The 18,654-nt window shown below is 57.7% G+C and carries 14 protein-coding genes; 4 read left to right on the top strand and 10 right to left on the bottom strand.

Annotation, left to right across the window (positions count from 1 at the left end; all coding sequences use genetic code 11):
• Positions 1 to 38 precede the first annotated feature (38 nt).
• From CUU80_RS00630 to CUU80_RS00620, 3 genes are all read right to left on the bottom strand, one after another.
• Positions 39 to 998: a DMT family transporter gene (locus tag CUU80_RS00630; RefSeq protein ID WP_100495919.1), complete on the bottom strand. Its 960-nt coding sequence runs from the start codon at positions 996 to 998 to the stop codon at positions 39 to 41.
• A gap of 158 nt (positions 999 to 1,156) precedes the next feature.
• Positions 1,157 to 2,053: a Bax inhibitor-1/YccA family protein gene (locus CUU80_RS00625; RefSeq protein ID WP_100495434.1), complete on the bottom strand. Its 897-nt coding sequence runs from the start codon at positions 2,051 to 2,053 to the stop codon at positions 1,157 to 1,159.
• Between the two features lie 176 nt (positions 2,054 to 2,229).
• Positions 2,230 to 3,042 carry a DUF5067 domain-containing protein gene (locus tag CUU80_RS00620; protein ID WP_165775807.1) on the bottom strand — a complete coding sequence of 271 codons (813 nt, stop codon included), beginning with the start codon at positions 3,040 to 3,042 and terminating at the stop codon, positions 2,230 to 2,232.
• Positions 3,043 to 3,382: 340 nt separating this feature from the next.
• Here CUU80_RS00620 and CUU80_RS00615 point away from each other — a divergent pair, with 340 nt between their 5' ends.
• Both CUU80_RS00615 and CUU80_RS00610 read left to right on the top strand, forming a co-directional pair.
• Positions 3,383 to 4,603 (top strand): sensor histidine kinase, encoded by a 1,221-nt coding sequence (locus CUU80_RS00615; RefSeq protein ID WP_100495917.1) that lies wholly within the window; start codon positions 3,383 to 3,385, stop codon positions 4,601 to 4,603.
• A 106-nt stretch (positions 4,604 to 4,709) separates the two neighbouring features.
• The gene (locus CUU80_RS00610) at positions 4,710 to 5,378 is read left to right on the top strand and encodes a response regulator transcription factor (RefSeq protein WP_100495433.1); all 669 of its coding nucleotides are present in this window, start codon (positions 4,710 to 4,712) and stop codon (positions 5,376 to 5,378) included.
• Positions 5,379 to 5,479: 101 nt separating this feature from the next.
• On the opposite strand, the gene CUU80_RS00605 is transcribed toward CUU80_RS00610, so the two are convergent.
• Complete coding sequence (locus CUU80_RS00605; RefSeq protein WP_100495432.1) at positions 5,480 to 7,585, bottom strand: GmrSD restriction endonuclease domain-containing protein; 2,106 nt, start codon at positions 7,583 to 7,585, stop codon at positions 5,480 to 5,482.
• 152 nt (positions 7,586 to 7,737) lie between these two features.
• On the opposite strand from CUU80_RS00605, the gene CUU80_RS00600 reads away from it, so the two are divergent.
• Positions 7,738 to 8,388, top strand: coding sequence for a GNAT family N-acetyltransferase (locus CUU80_RS00600; RefSeq protein WP_100495431.1), 651 nt, complete (start codon positions 7,738 to 7,740; stop codon positions 8,386 to 8,388).
• Between the two features lie 145 nt (positions 8,389 to 8,533).
• Here the strand turns inward: CUU80_RS00600 and acnA are convergent, their stop codons facing one another.
• The 6 genes from acnA to CUU80_RS00570 all read right to left on the bottom strand — a co-directional run bounded on the left by acnA (position 8,534) and on the right by CUU80_RS00570 (position 17,656).
• Positions 8,534 to 11,233, bottom strand: coding sequence for an aconitate hydratase AcnA (acnA, locus tag CUU80_RS00595; protein WP_100495430.1), 2,700 nt, complete (start codon positions 11,231 to 11,233; stop codon positions 8,534 to 8,536).
• A 202-nt stretch (positions 11,234 to 11,435) separates the two neighbouring features.
• A complete protein-coding gene (locus CUU80_RS00590; RefSeq protein WP_100495429.1) occupies positions 11,436 to 13,931 on the bottom strand; it encodes an HAD-IC family P-type ATPase in 2,496 nt (831 codons plus the stop codon).
• A gap of 142 nt (positions 13,932 to 14,073) precedes the next feature.
• The gene (locus tag CUU80_RS00585; protein ID WP_100495428.1) at positions 14,074 to 14,673 is read right to left on the bottom strand and encodes a type 1 periplasmic-binding domain-containing protein; all 600 of its coding nucleotides are present in this window, start codon (positions 14,671 to 14,673) and stop codon (positions 14,074 to 14,076) included.
• A 107-nt stretch (positions 14,674 to 14,780) separates the two neighbouring features.
• Positions 14,781 to 16,046 carry a class I SAM-dependent RNA methyltransferase gene (locus CUU80_RS00580; RefSeq protein WP_100495427.1) on the bottom strand — a complete coding sequence of 422 codons (1,266 nt, stop codon included), beginning with the start codon at positions 16,044 to 16,046 and terminating at the stop codon, positions 14,781 to 14,783.
• Positions 16,047 to 16,069: 23 nt separating this feature from the next.
• Complete coding sequence (locus CUU80_RS00575) at positions 16,070 to 16,795, bottom strand: DUF3159 domain-containing protein (RefSeq protein ID WP_100495426.1); 726 nt, start codon at positions 16,793 to 16,795, stop codon at positions 16,070 to 16,072.
• 3 nt (positions 16,796 to 16,798) lie between these two features.
• Complete coding sequence (locus tag CUU80_RS00570) at positions 16,799 to 17,656, bottom strand: DUF3710 domain-containing protein (protein ID WP_100495425.1); 858 nt, start codon at positions 17,654 to 17,656, stop codon at positions 16,799 to 16,801.
• Between the two features lie 136 nt (positions 17,657 to 17,792).
• Here CUU80_RS00570 and CUU80_RS00565 point away from each other — a divergent pair, with 136 nt between their 5' ends.
• Positions 17,793 to 18,653 (top strand): exodeoxyribonuclease III, encoded by an 861-nt coding sequence (locus CUU80_RS00565; RefSeq protein WP_100495424.1) that lies wholly within the window; start codon positions 17,793 to 17,795, stop codon positions 18,651 to 18,653.
• The last annotated feature ends 1 nt before the right edge of the window (position 18,654 follow it).

Raw genomic sequence — 18,654 nt, 5'->3', positions numbered from 1 at the left:
TTTTTGACGCGATAAACGTTTCCATGACGGAAATCCTTTTATTCCTTACGCAGGAACCGAGGAAGCTTGGCAGGAGCCTGCGCGAGGAGCGTGCCGATGAAGATAAGGGCGCAGCCGGCGTAGCCGCGCGGGGTCATGACCTCGCCGAGGAAGATCGCGCCGCCCGCCGCGGAGAAGAACGATTCAAGGCTCATAAGCAGACTGGCACGGGTGGGCGGCACCCACTGCTGCCCCACCACCTGCAACGTGTAGGCAATGCCTACCGAACCGATGCCGGCGTAGAGAATAGGCATCCAGGAATGCGCAGCGCCGGACCAGTCAACCGAGCCTTCGATCAGCGATCCCGCCCAGCTCAATACGGCGGTGGTACAGAATTGACCAAACGAAAGCTTGATGGCATCCACTGTGGCACCCAGTTCATCGATGATAAGGATATGCGCGGCGAAGAGCACGGCGGTGAATACCAGAAGGATATCCGCCAGTCCCAAAGACCCAAACCCGTCCGTGATACACAACAGATAGAATCCGATAATGGACAGGGCCACCGCAACCCCCACCAGTACACCGATACGACGGCGCAGGAATACGAATGCCAGCAGCGGCACCATCACAATGTACAGAGCTGTGAGGAATCCAGCTCGGCCGGCCGATTTGCCGTAGAGAATGCCGTACTGCTGCAGCGTACTTGCAGTGAACAGTACGATGCCGCAGATCACGGAGATGATGACTGGATTGGCAAGCCACGCCTTCCATCGTGGGGCAGCATCGGCGGTATCGCCCGAAGTCAGGTCATTGGCAACGGAACCAGCGACGTCGGACGGTTCCACCAGCTCCTTATCATCTCTCCCCCACTGCCATAGCAGAATCGGCACCAATGAAATCGCGCCCAAGGTGAATCGCGTGGCGTTGAAGAACATCGGTGACATCGAATCCATGCCCTGAACCTGCGCCACGAACGCGAATCCCCAGATCAGCGCAGTCAGCAACAGACAGAACATGCCCATGAATTCTTGTCTTCTCATGGTGTCCCAACCTAACCCGCCCGTGTGACGGGCATGAAAAAGCCCGGCCACATTGTGGTCGGGCTTTTATGGCGACTTGCATGCGCCACATCGAGCTCAAACGCTCACTCTTGCGAACTGTGGATTCACCAGTGCTAGTCCCTGTTGCCAAGCAGCTGCAGGATGTACAGGAACATGTTCACGAAATCGAGGTACAGATTCAGCGCACACAGAATAGAGATCTTCTTGACCATCTCCGGACCTTGCGTCTCATATTCATTCAACAAGGCGCGTGTCGACTGCGCATCGTAAATGGTCATGCCGGCGAACAGCACCAAACCGATGGCGCACACCACACGGGTCATGCCATCCACAGGCAGGAACATCAGCACCAGCTGAGAGATGATGAGCACAATAAGACCGATCATGAGAATCGGACCGGCCTTAAGCATGTTGAACTTGGTGGTCATGCCGAACATAGTCAGAGCGAAGAAGAACGCCGCGGTCACGCCCAGTGCCACGCCGATCGAACCAAGGTCATAGACCATGAAGATGGAGCTCAACGTGAAGCCCATCAGCGCCGCGTACACGTAGAACATCACGCGGGCGGTAGAAGACTTCATCTTGGTCACGCGAGCACCGAGCGCAATGGCCAGCGCGATTTGCGCGACGCACAGCGCAATGAGACCGAACATGCCGGTGGTCATCAGGAAGGCGTAATAGGCACCGGTTATTTGGCCAAGTACCGCCACTACTGCGGTAACGATAAGCCCCAAGGTCATCTCGCCGTATACCTTGCTCACGGAAACACGACGGGCTTGTTCGTAGCTGTAGGCCATGGTGGTATCCATGGTCGCGGCACCACTGCCAGCCGGCGCGTACTGGTATGCGGAGGCCTGCTGCTGGGCGTACTGGTAATTTTGGCTGTACTGGCCGTAGTCAGATTGCATGTACTGCTGTCCATAGCCGGCCTGCTGCGCGGCGTTGTAGTCAGGGGTATTGTACTGCGGGTTGTATTGCCCGTTATTGCGGGGCTGCTGACCGAATGTCATAGTCGCTCCTTTGTATTCGTTCCTGACCATAGTAAGGGAACAAACCTGAACGTTCCATGAATTCGTTGCCTGAGAGCATAACGGGCAATAGAGAAGTCTTCTGCAGACGTCAATACTTCCACCTACTGAAGCATGCGCTGGCACATTGTTCGTCTTGGCAATGACCCGTTCCTGTATCACTGCAAATTGAACGTATGAGTCACCTTGGTGTCGCTGTCCAATGACGTCAGCGCGGATACTTCCACCGTAACCGGCGAATCATCCTGCAACACATACCCGAGTGTGACGGTTGCCTTGGCGTTGGGTTGAGACTCGGCGATATATGAATTCGCATCGTATCCTTCAGGTGCGTTCATATAGATTGCCGTATCCAAAGCGGTGCCGTTCTGGAATACCTGCGGATGCGTCAACACGGCAAACGAATTGTTCTTCGTTGTAGTGTTGGTCCATTCGTAGGTGACCAGTACTGTGGGATTGTCTTCATAGTCATTAGTGCTTTTGACCGCCGATACGATTTTCACATGAGCGCCCTCGATATCGCCCTCCGTATCCTGCACTCCCTGCTTCTGCTCGGACGACTGCTGTGAAGAGTCATTCTTGGACTGCGATTGATCGGATTGCGAGGTATCGACTCCCTTCGCCGCTTTCAGGGAATCGTCAATGGCTTTGCTGGCGGCGGATTGCATCGCCAGCGTAATCACAATCGCCAAAATCGATAGTACGGCTGCCACTATCGACAACGCTTTGCCACGCTTTTTGCCGCGGAAGGTACCCACCATCGCGATAATCGCAAGCACAACGCCTACGAATCCAAATATTGCGGCGATGTTGTTAATGATGGGAATGAAACTCAGCACTACTCCAAGAGCGCCGAATACCACGCCCACGATACCGCAAACCGTGGTGTGGACAGGCTGCTGACGTTGGTGAGCATGTGCTTGTTGAGATGGTTGCCCCGTTGGAGCCGGCATGATGATCTGGTCGGTCATGGATTCTTCTTTCTTCATGCCCTGCATCCGCGTGACAATATGCGCACAACGCACAATCCGCGATGCAAGAACGTTGACGATTCCGACGCTACCGGTTTTGCGCAATGATTATCAGTGGACTAACGGTCATTTCTTAATGCACTTTCGGGCAATCTCGGACTCGTTATCATGCCTTTATGTCCAGTGGCGCTTCCACTCGTCACGCCATACAGTGGTATTCATGAGGACACCGCAGTATGCCAACCCGACGCCGACCAGTCATCATCCGAGCACGCTCGCCAAGACGCAGATGAGAGCCGACGATGTACTGGTGCATACGCGCATGTGGTGCTCTGTCGTCATGGTGCCTCTGGCAAGTCTGATGTGTCTTACGCAAACCGCATTTTTCGCACAGAATTATGTCGAGGACTCTCCAGGCTACGTATTCGCCATCATATGCACATTGATTTCATTGCCTTCCGGGTTTCTTCTGTTGGCCCGTTCCGAATATCCTGAACTTACGTTTTGGATCTCATGCGCACTCGTTGTTCTACTCCCCTTTGATTCGTTAATCGTCCTTATGGCGATGAGCTCATTGCTGGCGCGCAAATCCAGCCGCGCGATCAGCACGAGAGCCGCAATCGCAGGAACCGCAGCAACGCTTTGGTCTCAGCTGCGCGACGCCAGACAACCTCCCGAAGCCTCCTTGTGGCACACTATCTTCGCCAAACCGAATACCGGAGGCGATTCCGGACGACCAATCGTCATGTTGGTTCAGGAACCCACCATTCTCATCACAGCTATCATTACAGCGCTATTGGCTTCTATCATCGCCATCTTGACAGGTCTGCACATCCGTTCACGAGCCCGCCTACGCACAGCGAACGCCGTGGCGAACGCAGCCACCAATCACGTGGCCACATTGCAAACCGATCTTAACAACCAGCAGCTGGCGGATGCCATCGCCGCCGAAGCGCATGACACGCTCGCTCATTCGCTTTCTCTCATGGCCTTGAACGCTAGCGCATTGAAAGCCGAGGCAGACAAACTGGGCGATTCCCCCGAAGCACGTGCTCTGGCCAGCAAAGCGGAGGACATTCGCAGACAATCGGCAGGCGCGTTGGATGAGGCACACGCGATTATCGACATGCTCCGTAATCCGCAGCAGGCGTGGGAACAGTTGGCACCAAACGACGACACCTCGCTCACCCGAGAATCGTTGGATGCGCTTATCGCCGACGTACGCAATTCCGGCACGCAACTCAACACGTGGATCGATATCCAACAACTCAGCGGATTGGACGACACCATCGGCAAGGTGTCGTATCGCGCGTTGCAGGAAGGATTGACCAATGCACGTCGTCATGCGCCCGGAGCACCGGTTTCATTGGAGATTACAGCCGGACCGGCAACGGGTGTTCATCTGCATATCAGCAATCCGATAACGCAACCGAGCACCACACATGGCGCAGGCTTGCCAGGGCTTGCAGCCCGAGTGCAGTCCGCGGGAGGCCAATGCCGATACGGGGTGGATGAGCGGCATCTCTTCCATGTGGATGTTCAGATGCCATGGCGTAGCTAAGATGGCTAGCGTGAGCGAGCAGAATAGAGGAACGAATCCGACCGAGAGCACTGCGCATACGAAACAACTCCATTCTACAGAAAGTGCAACAGATGGATGTGGCCGCATGCAGCCGATTCGAGTCGGTATCATCGACGACGACCCGATGATCTGTCAGGCAATGAGCCTGATTCTCACCGACTATTCGCAGGGACGACTTGCTGTGGCTTTCACCTCTGCGGACGGTGAGGCATGCGTACGCCAAGCAACCGAAAAGCAAACGGACGTAGTGTTGATGGATATCGCCATGCCGAATGTCGATGGCATCGAGGCTACACGCCGACTGAGAGCGCTCCCCCATGCTCCGCATGTGCTGATTCTGACGTCACTGAGTCCGTCCGGTACGGTGGAACGAGCCATCGAGGCCGGAGCAGAGGGGTTCGTGTCCAAGACGGATGCGCCGGATGAGATTATCCGCCGCATCATCGGTGTTACCGAGGGCACGCCGCAATTCAACACCGCAAGCCAGCGTCAGCTCATTGATGAATTGAGTCGGACACGTTCGCGCATGCGTCGGGATGATGCCCGTGCCTTACTGGATTCATTGCCTGAACGTGAACGGGAAGCAGTGATGCTGGCCGCCGAGGGATATACGAATGCGGAGATCGCCTCTCGTATGTTCATTTCCGAACGGACCACGAAAGCACACCTGTCTTCGGCGGCGGATCGGCTCAACATGGGGCGCGTGCAAATGGCGCGGCTTGTGGAACGGGCCGATTTGCCGGCACGATTGTAATGCATGATTGCAGTCTGAACGCAGCCGGCTCAATCTTCGGCTATCTCCAGTTCATGGGGCGTTGCTCGCCGAGCCTGCTCACGGAGCTCAACTAGGCTTGCTCACTGAACTTGGAGACGGAACTGCTTCCAAATATCACTCAGTTTCTTGCCGTTGGCAGCACGTTTCCACACATCCAGTCCACCTCCGCGACGTCCGCCAGCAGCAGCACGAGCCGCAGCAGTAGGTGTGGGGTATTCGGAACCATCATCCAACCGCAGACGACCATTCTCGGTAACGGTGGCATACCAGCGTTCGCCCTTACGAGGCCGATCCCATACCAGCCGTTCACCCGGAGTCAACAGACCGGCTTGAACCACTTGACGAATGGATACGCGTCTGGAGCCGCGCGAAGATTTGACCGTTCCTCGGTTCAGCTCCTCAAGCGGTTGTGCGATCAAATCCTTGTTGTTCGCATCGTAGCGAATGCCCCAATACTCCACGATGAGACGGATGGTTTCCTCCTGCCGACGCTCCAGCATGGTGGGTGTGCAGTCGTTGAATCCTCCTAATTCCTTAGTGAGTGGGAAACGTCGGGAGTCGGCTCGTAGCAGCATGCGGTCGCGACGCGGTATGTATTCACCGAGTTTGTCCAGCTGATCGCCGGGACCTTGGACCAACGCCATATTGCCAAGTCGGTACATCCAGAAATCATGACTGTCCTGTGTCCAATCGGCAAACGAAGCGGCATGCTCAATCGTCAACGGCATAATCGGAAGCGCGCTGAACCGACGTGGACGAGGCAACGGGACTCCGGCAAGCTGCTCATTGGCTCGGATGAGCAGTAGGCGAATGAGATCGTCATCGCCCTGCATCTCGCCATGGAGTCTGACCAATGCCCCTTCACGGTCGGCGTCACCCACCCGCAATCCATTGATGCGTTCGACCAGATAGCCTTTATCCAGATCACGTATGGCGGCATTCGCGAAGCCGCGACGTTCCAACGTACCGGTACGGTTGAGCGTACGAATGCCGGTTACCTGTTCCAACGCCTTGAGAATATCCAGCAGACGTTGTCCGTCATGTACACCGAGCGCTTCCAGCGTCGAAGTACGGCGGGCGGCACGAGCTCCACGCTGTACGAATGGCGAAACATCCGGATCGCCGAGTTCGCGATACGAATGGACCAGCGCCCACATGGCCACGGGCTTCCACTCGTGAATGTGGTAATCGTTCAGCGCTTCCAGCCGGTGCCGCACTTCGGGAGGCAGAATGGTTTCGCCGGGATGGTCGATGATGCGCCACGCCATGGCATACGGAGCCAGCACACCATTGATGAATGAGCCGACGGTACCGGCATTGAGATACGGCTGCAGCACTTCAGCCAGAAAATCTTCGATCAGTTTGTCCGTGGCCGGCAGATGGGTAAGGATCAGATGCAGATATGAGAAAAACTCTTCAATAGTCTGCGGATCATCGCCGATCGGGTCCACGATATCGTCCCAACGGGCTGCATAAGCATCAAGTTCTGCAGCCGCAAGACCGGATGTGGCACGCGCCTTGAACACGTCCGATGGCGTCAATGGCAGACCTCGCATGTTCATCACATCGAAAATGCGATGCGCACCGTCCAGATCATCCGTAGTGACGATGACGAGTGTGACTTCGTTCACCAGATATTGGGCGAAACGTTGCCGGTCCAGCACACTCCAGTTGGAGATCTCATCATAGGTTTTCTTGATGTTGTGTACAATGTTGCGCTGGGCGGCCGTGGCCAGATCGGCATCGTTCATATCGAACACCGATTCAAGATTGTCTTCCTGCACATGTTCACGGAAGAACGCAGCGTCGCGTTCGCGCAAGGTGAGGCGAGGCTCGTTGACGATGCAGCGCAGTTTGTCGCCCGGCTCGACCAGCAACGCATCGAGTTGACGCATCAGATCCGGATCCTGCTCCAGATCACGCAACACGGCAATGATAATGGACAGGGAGACCAGTCGCTGCTGACCGTCGATGACCAGAAAACGGTTTTTCTCCTCGCGCACCAAAATCAGTGAACCCAGGAAATACGGCGCACCGGGCGTCACCGAGGCATCTTTGAGATCGCCCACCAGCTGCAGGATATTCTCAGGCTTCCAGATATACGCTCGCTGGAAAGACGGGATGATGAACCGGAAATCGGGGGTGAACACCTTCCCCAACGGCAGTTCGTTCGCTTTGATCGTCATGGTTGTTCGCCCCTTCATTGCCGGTATCTCGACTTAATTATCCGTTGTTACCGACCCTTCAAGCCTACCAGCGTTCCGCCTCGCCAGCCGATCGATTCAGTCAATAGAGAGCCAATCGACGATAAGTAACGGCTTCAGGCATAATGAAGTTCATGAGTGAATCCGTGACTATACGTCCGCTGCATCGTGACGACTATCCGACTCTGATTGATCTCGTACGCCGCGCTTGGTACGCCGACTTCGACGAACGTACCGGTTTCATCGCGGCACAAGCCGATTGGGAGAACTGTCTGGCGCGCACCACCAATGCGTATACCGCCGTCAAAGACGGCAAACCTGTGGCGTTGATTCTCGGCAGAATCGACGCTCACGATATGCGCGGCATCTGGAACCGGCATAAGCGCCAGTACATGCATGGGCTGATGCGTCTGTTGGGCATGCGCGAAGGCATACGTGCCGTACACGAGATCGTTGGCATTCTCGCCATTGACCATATGTTGCTCTCCCGCGCGAAACGATCCGGCCGCGACTATGCCGGTGAAGTGGTGTTGTTCGTACTTGATCCCGAAGCCCGCGGCTATGGTCTCGGCAAGCGCATGTTCCGCACGATGATGAACGACTTCCGTAAATCCGGACTGCGCAATTTCTTCCTGTTCACCGACACCACCTGCAATGTCGGCTTCTACGAGCACGCCGGACTGTCCCAAGTGGAATCCATTACCATTTCGGCGTCCAAGCATCATCGCGAATCCATGTCCTTCTACCTGTATGAGGGCGAGGTTCCTGAAGCCTCAAATCGCTGAAGTAGGCGTGGCACAACTCAGACGTAGATATCGTAGATATCAATGCATCACAAGTAAGGCCGGCACCTGACGAAAGGTACCGGCCTTACTTGACCCTTACGGCTTATTGCGGAGAGCAGTCTGCCCTATGGTGCATAGAACGCCGTTACTTCATGAGATTGCGCAGCACATACTGGAGGATGCCGCCATTGCGGTAGTAGTCGGCCTCACCAGGCGTATCGATGCGCACCACCGCATCGAATTCGGTCTTGGAACCGTCCGCATGGGTGGCGGTGACATGCACCGTTTTCGGGGTCACACCGTTGTTGAGCGCTTCCACGCCCGCGATGTCATAGGTTTCGGTGCCGTCAAGCCCTAGTGACGTATAGGACTCGCCTGCGGGGAACTGCAATGGCAGCACGCCCATGCCGATGAGGTTGGAACGGTGGATGCGTTCGAAGCTTTCGGTGATCACCGCCTTGACGCCGAGCATCAACGTGCCTTTTGCGGCCCAGTCACGTGAGGAGCCGGTGCCGTATTCCTTGCCGGCCAACACCACAAGCGGCGTGCCCGCGGCCTTGTAATTCAGCGAAGCATCGAAAATCGTGGACGGCTTGCCGGTAGTGAAATCGTAGGTAAAGCCACCGGGCGTCACCTCCTCACCCACCGAGGCGAGCAGCTGGTTGCGCAGACGAATGTTGCCGAACGTGCCACGCACCATAACCTCATGGTTGCCTCGACGAGAACCGTAGGAGTTGAAGTTCTTCGGTTCCACGCCACGTTCGGTCAGGTACTTGCCTGCTGGGCTGGATGCCTTGAATGCGCCTGCCGGGGAGATATGGTCGGTGGTTACCGAATCACCCAACAATGCCAGCACACGAGCACCGTGGATATCCGAAACCGGCTCCGGCGTGGCCTTCATGCCGTCGAAGAACGTCTGCTTGCGCACATAGGTGGACTTCGGATCCCACTGGAAGAGTTCGCCTTCGGGTACATCAAGTCCCTTCCACCGACGATCGCCTTCGAATACCGAGGCGTAGTCCTTGAGGAACATCTCGCGGTTGACCGTCCCGTCCACCACGGCGGCGACCTCGCTGTTGGTGGGCCAAATGTCCTTCAGATAGACGTCGTTGCCATCCGGGTCCTGTCCCAGCGGCTGGGTGTCGAAATCGAAATCCATCGTGCCGGCGAGCGCGTAGGCGATGACCAGCGGCGGAGCGGCCAGATAGTTCATCTTGACGTCCGGCGAGATACGGCCCTCGAAGTTGCGGTTGCCCGAGAGCACGGCGGTGACGGTCAGATCGTTGTCGTTGATGGCCTTGGAGATTTCAGGCAGCAGCGGACCGGAGTTGCCGATGCAGGTGGCGCATCCGAAGCCGACGAGCTGGTAGCCGAGCGCATCAAGATCGTCCTGCAGACCAGCCGCCTTGAGATAGTCGGCAACCACCTGGGAGCCCGGTGCCAGCGATGTCTTGACCCATGGCTTCGGTTTCAGTCCACGCGCATGAGCGTTGCGGGCGATCAGACCGGCGGCGATCATGACGGATGGGTTGGACGTGTTGGTGCAGGAGGTGATCGAGGCGATGGCCACATCACCGTTGGTCAGGTCGAAGTCGCCGCGGAAATCAGTGGAGACGGCGACCGGTTCCTTGACGGTTTTCTCCGTCTCGTATGCGGGCAGCGTGTCCTCGAAGGCCTTCTTGGATTCGGATAGGACGATACGGTCCTGCGGACGCTTCGGGCCGGCGATGGACGGCACCACGGTGCCCAAGTCGAGCTCCATATATTCGGAGTATTCGGGCTCCACGTAATCCGGGTCCTTGGCGTCTCCCCACAGCTTGTTGGCTTTGGCGTATGCCTCGACCAGCGCGACCTGTTCTTCGGAACGGCCGGTCAGACGCAGATAGTCGAGCGTGACGTCATCGATCGGGAAGATGCCGCAGGTTGAGCCGAATTCGGGGCTCATGTTGCCGATGGTGGCGCGGTTGGCGAGCGGCACGGAAGCGATGCCTTCACCGTAGAACTCCACGAACTTGCCGACCACACCATGCTTGCGCAGCATGTCGGTGATGGTCAACACCACATCGGTGGCGGTGACGCCTTCGGGAATGGAACCGGTAAGCTTGAAGCCGACTACGCGCGGCACGAGCATGGAGATCGGCTGTCCGAGCATGGCCGCCTCGGCCTCGATGCCGCCGACGCCCCAGCCCAGCACGCCAAGGCCGTTTTCGGTGGTGGTGTGCGAGTCGGTGCCGACGCAGGAGTCGAGATAGGCGAGCTGGCGGCCGCGCTCCCCTGCTCGGGTCATGATGACCTTGGCCAGATACTCGATATTGACCTGGTGGATGATGCCGGTTCCCGGCGGCACCACGCGGAAGTTCTTGAACGCCTGCTGACCCCAGCGCAGGAACTGGTAGCGTTCTCCGTTGCGCTGGTATTCGATGTCCATGTTCTGCTGAACGGCGTCGGCGATGCCGTACTTGTCGATCTGCACGGAATGATCGATGACCATGTCAGACTGCACCTGCGGGTTGATGACCTCAGGGTCTCCGCCAAGGTCCTTGACCGCGTCACGCATGGTGGCGAGGTCTACGATGCAAGGCACGCCGGTAAAGTCCTGCATCACCACGCGTGAAGGAGTGAACTGAATTTCATGACTCGGTTCGGCGGCCGGATCCCAGTTCAGTAACGTGCGCACATGCTCATCAGTGATATTGGCACCATCGATGTTGCGCACCAGATTCTCGACAAGCACCTTCAGCGAATAAGGCAGGTGATCGATGCCGTCGAGATTGGCGATATTGTAATAGTCGAAGTCCTTACCGGCCACCGCAAGGGTGGTCAGCTGGTCGTCACGCAGGGACATGCTTCCTCCGAATCATGAAATCATCCGATGATGACGCTGATTATCCGCTTCACATGGTACGAGTACGTTACTTTCCCTCTGGCGTGTCGGCTTGAAGTATGAGACAATATGCCACTTTTTGGCCGCTGCCACAAATACTGCCGAAGCTGTGGCCACAACACAACAACCGTTCGACGATATCTCCGATATCTGTGATCGACACTTATACGTTGAAGCCACGACGGCGCAGCAGTCGGGCAATCATATGCCCGATCAGAGGCACCAGCCACAGGCATAGCGCGAAGATTGCGGCGGAAACCGCCACGGCAATAACGGTGGCGAGCAATGTAGTGCCGGTGGGACGGACCAGTGCGAAGAAATCCGCAACGAACGGAATGCACAGGCCGATGACCCCGGCAGCGGCGAAACATGCCACCAATCCCCCACGCCAGCTATTGAGCGGACGCGCCACGCAAGCCAGTACAAACACGCCCATCACGAACAAAATGATGGCGTTGGTGGCACGCATGGCACCCAAATCGGCATCATTGGCCAAATTCCAGCCCATTATGCCGGGCAGGAACCAGGAGGCCGCCAATACCGAACTGGCTGTGGCCACGCCTCCAGGCAAGGCGAATTTCACCACTCGCTTCAGGAATCCGGGAATGTAGCGCCGAGTATTCGGCGCGAGCGCCAGAATAAACGCCGGCATGCCAATGGTCAGCGCTCCAATATAGGTGATGTGCCGCGGCAGGTACGGGTACGGTATCTGTGTAAGCACCACACCAAGCGAGATCAATGCCGAATAAACGGTTTTCACCAAGAACAGACTGGCTACTCGCTCCATGTTGGCCATGACCTGACGGCCCCGGGCCACCACGTCGGGCAAATGGGAGAATTTCGAATCGACAAGCACCACCTGCGCCACCGATTTGGTGGCGGATGCGGCGTTGCCCATAGCGATGCCGAGATCAGCCTCCTTCAGGGCAAGGGCATCGTTGACCCCGTCTCCGGTCATCGCCACCACATGACCGCCGGCATGCAACGCATCGACGATGAGCTTCTTCTGATCCGGCAGCACGCGGCCGAGCACATCCACATCTTCGAGCACGCGAGCCAGTTCGTTCACATCGTCGGGCAGCTCGCGCGCATCCATCGCAACCGGCGCATGATCGCCAGTCAATCGAACCTTGCGGGCGATGGCACCGACCGTAATGGGATTATCGCCGGAGATGACCCGACAACGCACACCCTGTTCACGGAACCATGCAAGCGTGGCCTCGGCATCATCGCGGATGCGTTCACCGCACAGCACCAAGGCGACGGGCTCGGCATGCGGGTCGATCACCGTGACTTCGTTCTGCACCGATGCCGCACTGTCCACATACCAATGCGCCAGCATCAGCACGCGGCTGCCGCCCGCAGCATAGGTATTGACCTGATTCAGTACATCCGATCGATCACGGTCAAGCGCGGACAGCAGCACCTCCGGCGCTCCCATGAACCATATGCCGTCGGATTTGATCACGGCGCTCCACTTACGGGCAGAAGAGAACGGCACCCTTGCCCGCACGGCGCCGGCCGAGAATCCCTGTTCAGCAAGTCCGGCAAGCACCGCTTTGCCGGTGGCGTTGGGCTGTTCCTCATCGCAACAGTCGTACAGAGCCTGAGCGACGTCTCGAACGGAAATCGCACTGGACGATGCCCCGCTCGGCGTCTGACGTCCGTCCAATGATTGACCGGCTATCGGTACGATACGATCGAACGCGATGCCTCCGTCGGTAATGGTGCCGGTCTTGTCCAGATTCAGCGCGTCCACGCGCGCCAGCGTCTCCACGGATTCCAGTTCCTGCACGAGCGTATTATGGCGGGCAAGTCGCATCGCCGCCACCGCAAAATTCAACGAGGTGAGCAGCACCAATCCTTCGGGGATCATGCCCACCACACCGGCCACGGCGGAAACCACGGCGCTACGCCATTGGCCGTCGACAAGCGCCACATGCCATCCGCCCACGGCGCGAATCTGGGACAGCGTGAGCAGCACGCATAACGGCACCACCAGAAAAGTCATGAATTTGAGAATCGTGTTGATGCCACGATTCAGGTCGGACACGGTTTTCTTATAGACCTTGGCTTGTGCGGTCAATGTCGCAGCATAGGAATGAACGCCCACCGCATTCACCCGAATCAGCGCCATGCCGGAAACCGCTGTGGCACCGGAATATATCTGTTCACCTTCGCGGTGCCGGACGGTGCGCGATTCACCGGTCAGCATCGACTCGTCAAGCTCCAGCCCCCATGTTCTGATCACTACGCCGTCTGCCGGCACTTGTTCGCCTGATCGAACCCACAGCAGATCATCCATTACGATGCCGTTATGCGGCACGGCTTGATTACGTCCGTCTCGGCGCACAAGATAATCCGAGGCCACAAGAATGGAAAGACGGTCGAGCGTACGCTTGGCTTTCAGCTCGGTGATGATGCCGATGCCGGTATTGATGATGATAACGAAGCCGAATACGGAATCCTTCCAGGATCCGGTGAGCAGCACCAATACCATCGCTGCAAGAATAATGCCGTTGAACAGGGTGAACACGTTGGCTCGTACGATATCCGCGAAGGACCGTGAAGTGGCGTCTTTGACCGCGTTCGTCTGTCCGTTTTCGGTACGACTCGATACCTCTTCGCCGCTTAACCCAGTCTCATCTACTTTGGGCATGGACGTAAATGGCATCGAGGTGGGGCAAGCCGAATCGTCGATCGCTGATGATGCTGGTGCGTTCATGGTTCTCAGACTACCGCGCCTGATGCCGTCTGTACGCTTGACGTGAGGGTTGCCTGTCTGAAGCCTTACGACTTCCTCACAGGGCGGTGACGGCAATCGTTCGTCCGTGCGGATCGTCACGGATGATGGTCATGATGGCGTCGGCCAACGGTGTGGCGGAAGCGTCACGATCGTTGATGACGAAGGTGGCCGCATACAACAGCTCGTCATTCGGCGTGGATACCGGATTGAGCAATATCACGGGAATGCCGGCGTTGCGTGGGGAAGCCAAGGTATCCTGCCAGCTTTGTTGATTTGCTGTCGTTACGTTCATGCCACTGATGATCACCAGTTTGACCGCACGGTCCGTGAAATCATTGACGGCATTTTGCGCGGTGGCGGTCGACTCGGCATCTGCGGAGGCGGCATCGTTATCGGAAGCTGTCGCTTCGGCGTCAAGCGCCGCATACGCCACTTCAAGTCCATCGTCAGCGATGGCGTCAATGGCCATGCGGTCCACGTCGGTATCCGTCGAACCAACGAATCCCACGGTGACGTCCGTAGGATGGACCAGATCGTGGGCGACGGCGGGCTTATGCTCCTGCGTGTCTCCTACCGCTTTGCCCACCGGTGTGCATGCTGTCAGGGACAGTACCGCAGCCGTGCAGGACAGCATAGCCATAATCCGTCGTCTCATAGAGTGCATGATAACGAAAACCCAGCCTATACGCATGCGTACGGCTCGCCCGCCAACCGCCGATCACATACAACTCGGCGGCAATGGCAGGCGAGCCGATGGAACGATCACCGAGTGAACACAGCCACCGTCTCGACGTGGTGGGTCATCGGGTAGATATCGAAGGCACGTATGGTTGACAGCTGGTAGCCTTCCGCGATCAAAGTGGCGGTGTCACGCGCCAGACTGGTCGGATCACAGGCGATGTACACCACAACGGCGGCACCGGAAGCGGCGATCTGACGGCAGACCTTGGCTCTCGCACCGGCACGCGGCGGGTCCAACACCACGACGTTCGGTTTGGTCAGATGTGCTGGCAGACGGTCCAGCGTGCGCGGCACATCCCCCGTGCGTGCATCCACATCGTTCAGGTTCATGGCACGCAGATTACGTTGGGCGTTCTTCACCGCGATAGGCGCGCCTTCGACGCTGAGCATGCGAGTGCGTTCCCCGGTCATCGTGGCCAACGGTAGTGTGAACAGACCCGAGCCGGAATACAGATCCCAAATCACCGGTGCGGCAAGCCCCTGCAACTGATCGTTGACTTGATCGATCACGTAGGTTCCCAACGCTATCGGAGCTTGACGATGCACCTGCCAGAAACCGTTGGCGTCCACGCGGTAGGTGAAGGTCCGTCCGTTGATGGTCACCTTCTCGGTCAGCAGCTGGGAGCCGGCGCGCAATTCACCGTCAACCAGCACAGCGTAGTTGTCATTGCTTCCAGCATCAGGTGCCACATCACGGGGCTCGGGCACCGACAGACGAATCTGCGAACCAGGCTCGAATCCGCCGTCCCAGACATGCTCCCGCTGAGCGACGTCCAGCAATGCGTGCGTGGCCAGCGGCATCGTATCGATGGCCACGCGATTGTGCGTGCCTCGGCGGCGCATGGAGGGCAGACCGTTTTCGTCGGCGATCATTTCAATGCGAGTACGCCAGTTGAGCCCGCCGAAATCCTCGTCCTGCGGCATTCGCTCGATGGGTACGGCGATTTCGACATGTCCCAAACGGCTCATCTGTTCGGAAACGGTGATGGCCTTCCACCTGAGCTGGCCCGCCAGAGAGACATGCACCAGATCGGCACCGCCGACTCCCCCGCCCATGGCCAATGGGCCGGCAAGAGGCCATGCCGGGGTCACACGGTCCTCGGACGGTTCGATGACGTCGATTACCTCACCGGTCCAGAAACGATCGTCGCGATCATGCGGCTCGTCAAGCTCAATGCGCACCAATTCCCCGGGCAGCGCGAAACGCACGAATACTACACGGCCATCGATATGAGCCACGCATCGGCCCTGATCGGCGTATCGTTCGATACGAACCTCAGCTTGCATGTCTTCCTTTCCTACTGTTGTGCTTACTCGTGTTCCTGCTGGCGTTCCGCAGCGTCACCGTCACGACGATACGTATTGGTATGGCGGTGCATCGGAGTGGCAATGATCAGGTAACTCACCCAGATGGCCAACGCCCAGAACGGTATACCCATCAGCAGGCGGGCCACGCCAAGCGCCGCCACATGATCGGTCATATACAGCGGCACCTGCACCAGCAGACGAAGCGCGAACAAGCACGTCCACAGACTGGTGATGACCATGTAGGCACGCTTCAACTCGCGATCGTCCATCCAATCATGGAACCAGGCCGCAAAACGATCCGTAGGCATCTGGCGAATGAATTCCACCACCAGTCCCAATCCGGGTACGCGGACCGCCAACGACACGGACAGCAACACCGCATATACCGCATTGGTCAGAAAACCCAGCATGTAATAGTTGCGCGCCTCATGGCTCTTCCATGCCCAAATCAGACAGATGCCCACAGCCACCAAGCCGGAGAGCGCACCCATCAGCGACTGGCGTTGCACCAGACGTGCCAATACCTGAATCAGCGCAAGTACCGCAGAGACTGCAATGGTGAGATTCAGATTGTTCGTGGCTACGAACAGCACCACGAATACCACGCCGGGCAGCATGGATTCGACAACGCCTCTCGGTCCGCCAATGGCTTCGATGATGGAGAAATCGTCGCTGTCCGCACCGGCATCGGCCAATGCGGACAAGCCAGTACGTTTCTTATCTGCCATAGATCAGCGGACTTCGGAGAACATCGGTCCGCGGGCCAGCGTGGTCTTGACCTCGGTGGTCTGGTCCTGGCTCAGCGGTCCCTTCGGCTTGTTGTCCGGAATCTCCTTGAAGTGGTCCTTGCCACCGTCCTGGCCTTCAGCCGCCGCGGCAGCGGCCTTCGCGGCCTTGCGCTCGGCAGGTGCCACCGGCGGATGCATCGGGATGAGATCACGCGGGGCAAGCGGCTCGTCGCCGCGTTCCACGACGATATCGGCGAAGAACTTGTTCAAAGCTTCGGTCTCAGGGCTGTCCGGGTCCACAGCGGCCTTGCCGGAGAAGATGCCGCGCAGCATCCAACGAGGACCATCCACCGCCACGATGCGCGTCTCGACGGTCTTGCCGCCCTTGACGCTTACCGGCAGCTTGAGCTCGGTGCCGAATACGCCCTCGGTTTCGGAAGCGTTCTTGTTGGCTTCAAGCAGATCGGCGCGCACATCGTCCCACAGGCCCATGGTCTTTGGCGCCGCGAATGCTTCGATCTCCAAGCTGGAGGCACCGTAGGTGATGGTTGAGCCAAGCACCTGACGGGTGGCGCGGTTAGCCTTGATGCGCAGTTCGATGCCTTGGAGGAACGGCAGGTAGTAGGCGCCCAAATCCAGATAATCGTCATAATCAGGAACGTTGTCGTCATTGACGTCCCACGGTCCGCGTTCCTCGCCACGGCCCTCGTATTCTCGGGAAGGTTCTGCCAGCACGGTTTCGGCGCTCTGCGCCTTGGCAATGGCGTTGGCTTCTTCGGCGGCCACCTTGTCTTCATCGACGGATTCGACCGGCTCGGCTTCCTTCTTGTCCTTCTTCTTACCGAATCCGAACAGTCCCATAATTCCTCGTTTCGTATAACGGTTGCAACCTTGCTAACACTAGCACCCAGTCTTAGAGAAAGCTGAACATCGGCACGGCATCGCCATCGGCAAACCAACGGGCGGGTTGGTAGGCGGATTTGCATACTATGGCTCCATGACCATCACTATCACCACATCCAATGTCAATGGGCTGCGAGCGGCCGATCGCAAGGGCATCGCACAATGGGCTGGCAGACATACGCCAAATATCTGGTGTATGCAGGAGATTCGCGCCCCGCAACCGGATATCGACAAGATTTTCGGCAAGTTCGCGTTCGAATATGCTCAGGCCGGCGCTATTGCATCAGCCGAGGATTTCACGCTGACCAATGAAATATGCCGGGTCAAGGGCCGTGCCGGTGTGGCGCTGCTGTCCGATCTGCCGGTGGCCGAGCAGCGCTATGGGCTGCCGGGACTCACCGAAGACGTGGATTCAGGACGTTGGATCGAAACGGATGTCCGCACGCCCGAAGGCTATACGATTACCGTGGTCTGCGTCTACGTGCACGCCGGTAACGTTGATGATCCGCTCAAGATGGAGCAGAAATACCGTTTTCTGGACACCATGCTGATTCGTATGGGAGAACTGCGCGATGAAGCCGCACGTGGCGGCAAGCAGGCTGTGCTGTGCGGCGATTTCAATATCGCGCACACTCCTCTGGATATCAAGAACGCCAAGGCAAACGAAAAGCACGCCGGGTTCCTGCCTGAGGAACGTGCCTATGTCGACAAATGGCTGGGCGAATACGAGTTCGTTGATGTGATGCGTGATCTGGCTGGTGATATTCAGGGCCCGTACACTTGGTGGAGCCAGCGTGGCCGCGCGTTCGACAACAATGTCGGATGGCGACTCGATTATCAATTCGCCACTCCCGAACTCGCGGAAACCGCCCGCGGATTCGTAATCGACAAAGCGCCGACCTACGACCTACGCTGGTCCGACCACGCTCCCCTGACCATCACCTATGACGTGTGAT

The organism is Bifidobacterium scaligerum (assembly GCF_002802865.1).
GTDB lineage: Bacteria > Actinomycetota > Actinomycetes > Actinomycetales > Bifidobacteriaceae > Bifidobacterium > Bifidobacterium scaligerum.
Note: the sequence above shows the minus strand (reverse complement) of the source record. Positions and strands in the feature narration are given on the sequence as shown.

What these genes read in the sequence shown, in the direction of transcription:
- CUU80_RS00630 (WP_100495919.1), bottom strand. Translation starts at nt 998, where the DNA reads ATGTTCTGTCTGTTGCTGACTGCGCTGATCTGGGGATTCGCGTTCGTG.
- CUU80_RS00625 (WP_100495434.1), bottom strand. Translation starts at nt 2,053, where the DNA reads ATGACATTCGGTCAGCAGCCCCGCAATAACGGGCAATACAACCCGCAG.
- CUU80_RS00620 (WP_165775807.1), bottom strand. Translation starts at nt 3,042, where the DNA reads ATGACCGACCAGATCATCATGCCGGCTCCAACGGGGCAACCATCTCAA.
- CUU80_RS00615 (WP_100495917.1), top strand. Translation starts at nt 3,383, where the DNA reads ATGGTGCCTCTGGCAAGTCTGATGTGTCTTACGCAAACCGCATTTTTC.
- CUU80_RS00610 (WP_100495433.1), top strand. Translation starts at nt 4,710, where the DNA reads ATGCAGCCGATTCGAGTCGGTATCATCGACGACGACCCGATGATCTGT.
- CUU80_RS00605 (WP_100495432.1), bottom strand. Translation starts at nt 7,585, where the DNA reads ATGACGATCAAAGCGAACGAACTGCCGTTGGGGAAGGTGTTCACCCCC.
- CUU80_RS00600 (WP_100495431.1), top strand. Translation starts at nt 7,738, where the DNA reads ATGAGTGAATCCGTGACTATACGTCCGCTGCATCGTGACGACTATCCG.
- acnA (WP_100495430.1), bottom strand. Translation starts at nt 11,233, where the DNA reads ATGTCCCTGCGTGACGACCAGCTGACCACCCTTGCGGTGGCCGGTAAG.
- CUU80_RS00590 (WP_100495429.1), bottom strand. Translation starts at nt 13,931, where the DNA reads ATGCCCAAAGTAGATGAGACTGGGTTAAGCGGCGAAGAGGTATCGAGT.
- CUU80_RS00585 (WP_100495428.1), bottom strand. Translation starts at nt 14,673, where the DNA reads ATGAGACGACGGATTATGGCTATGCTGTCCTGCACGGCTGCGGTACTG.
- CUU80_RS00580 (WP_100495427.1), bottom strand. Translation starts at nt 16,046, where the DNA reads ATGCAAGCTGAGGTTCGTATCGAACGATACGCCGATCAGGGCCGATGC.
- CUU80_RS00575 (WP_100495426.1), bottom strand. Translation starts at nt 16,795, where the DNA reads ATGGCAGATAAGAAACGTACTGGCTTGTCCGCATTGGCCGATGCCGGT.
- CUU80_RS00570 (WP_100495425.1), bottom strand. Translation starts at nt 17,656, where the DNA reads ATGGGACTGTTCGGATTCGGTAAGAAGAAGGACAAGAAGGAAGCCGAG.
- CUU80_RS00565 (WP_100495424.1), top strand. Translation starts at nt 17,793, where the DNA reads ATGACCATCACTATCACCACATCCAATGTCAATGGGCTGCGAGCGGCC.